The organism is Neisseria sp. P0022.S010 (assembly GCF_051956635.1).
The window spans coordinates 1-2,084 of the sequence record NZ_JBQCXF010000512.1 but is presented as its reverse complement, the minus strand read 5'-3'; the positions used below and the strand labels follow the sequence as shown (position 1 = coordinate 2,084).

The following is a 2,084-nucleotide window of genomic DNA, read 5'->3' as shown; positions in this document are numbered from 1 at the left end:
AAGCGGAAGCAATCTGGTTCAGTTTCATAAATTATCCAAACAAACGGTTGATGTCATTAAAGAAAGCCACAGCCATCATCAAAAGCATGGCTGCCAGTCCGAAGCGCAGGCCGACTGCCTGTATGCGTTCGCTCAAAGGCTTTCCGCGTATCCATTCGGCGGTATAGAAAACCAAATGTCCGCCGTCTAAAACGGGTACGGGCAAAAGGTTCAACACGCCTAAGCTGATGCTGACCAAGGCCAGAAATTCGAGGTAGCTCTGTAATCCGAGTTTGGCGGATTGTCCGGCGACATCGGCAATGGTCAGGGGGCCGGAAATATGGTTTAAAGAGGCATTGCCTGTAACCAGTTTTCCGAAAAATTTGAGGGTCGTCCACGAATAGTTGACGGTTTTGTTCCAACCCAATTCAAAAGCTTGGGCAACGGAAGGCGTATAACGGTAGCGGATGGTTTTATCCCACTCTTTATCCGCCTGGGCGGCAAGCCCTGCTCTACCCACCAGCACGCCCGCCGACTGCTCGACGCTGTCCGGCCGGATAGCGGTCGCCAGTATTTTACCGTCGCGCTCGTAAGTCAGTTCGATTCGTTTGCCGGGGCTGGCGCGGAAGAGTTCCGTCCATTCCTGCCAGCTTTCGATGGGCTTCCCATCGGCGGTCAGCAGTTTGTCGTTTTCCTTCAAACCTGCTTTTTCGGCCGGACTATTGGCCAAGACTTTGCCGATGCGGTTAGTAATTCTAAAAGGCAAAAGGCCGATGTTGCCTTGGCTTTTCGCAACTTTACCTGCTTCAGGCGTACCGGCGGCATCAATTATGCGGATGGCTTGGGTATTTGAGGCCGTCTGAACAGCAACTTTTACAGGGCCGGCTTCAAGGTTCAACACCATCTCGGTTTGCGCATCGCTCCAGTCTTTAACGGCGATTCCGTTGACCGATACAATTTTATCGCCTGCCTGAAAACCTGCTTTGGCGGCAATACTGGCAGGATCGACCATGCCGACATAGGGGCGCAACTCGGTTACGCCGAAGGAAAAGCTCAAACCATAAAGTAAAACGGCCAAAATCAAATTGGTCAAAGGACCTGCAGCGACAATGGCGATGCGCTTGGCCGGATGCTGCTTGTCAAAGGCGTACGGCAAATCTGCTTCCGCCACCTCGCCTTCGCGCGTATCGACCATTTTAACGTAACCGCCCAGCGGAATCGGGGCAAGGCACCACTCGGTATCGCCGCGTTTTCGGGTGAAAAAGGGCTTACCGAAACCGACAGAAAAGCGCACGACTTTAACGCCGCACCAGCGGGCAACAATATAGTGTCCGAACTCATGCAGGCTGACCAAAATCAGAATGGCGACGATAAAGGCTAAAAAGGTTTGCAAAAAAATCCCCTGAATGGAATGTGATAATCAACGGATAAGGCCGTCTGAAAACCGATTATAAAGGCAGTTGTTCCATTTTGTCTGCCTAAATGCCAAGCGGTTGACGTTTCAGACGGCCTGTCATTGAAGCTTTATTGTTTGCCGATAAAGGCTTCTGCCTGTCTGCGTGTTTGCACGTCTTGCGCCAACAGGCTTTCGATATCATGACGGCCGTCTGAAAAATCTTGGGCAAGGCAGTGGGCAACGACTTTGACAATATCGGTAAACTTGATGCGTTTATCTAAAAAAGCGGCCACGGCAACTTCGTTGGCGGCGTTCAACACGCAAGGCGCGGCGCCGCCTGCATTCATGGCCTGATAGGCAAGTTTCAGACATGGGAAACGGTTAAAGTCAGGCTTTTGGAAGGTCAATGCGGACAATGCGCCGAAATCCAGCTCGCCCACGCCGGAGTCGATACGTTCGGGCAGGCCCAAACAATAAGCAATCGGCGTACGCATATCGGGATTGCCCAACTGCGCCAATACCGAACCATCGCGATAACGCACCATGCTGTGAATTACAGATTGCGGATGGATGACGACTTCGAGTTTTTCCGGCGGACAGTTAAACAGCCAATGCGCCTCAATCAACTCCAAGCCCTTATTCATCATTGACGCGGAATCGACGGAAATTTTGCGCCCCATGCTCCAATTCGGATGCTTGACCGCCTGCT

The 2,084-nt window shown here is 51.9% G+C and carries 1 protein-coding gene and 1 pseudogene; both read right to left on the bottom strand.

Annotation, left to right across the window (positions count from 1 at the left end; genetic code table 11):
- Positions 1-31 precede the first annotated feature (31 nt).
- Positions 32-1,372: an RIP metalloprotease RseP gene (gene rseP / locus ACTHUT_RS18795; RefSeq protein WP_250599390.1), complete on the bottom strand. Its 1,341-nt coding sequence runs from the start codon at positions 1,370-1,372 to the stop codon at positions 32-34.
- A 131-nt stretch (positions 1,373-1,503) separates the two neighbouring features.
- Positions 1,504-2,084: pseudogene (locus ACTHUT_RS18790) on the bottom strand (1-deoxy-D-xylulose-5-phosphate reductoisomerase); the annotation flags it as partial.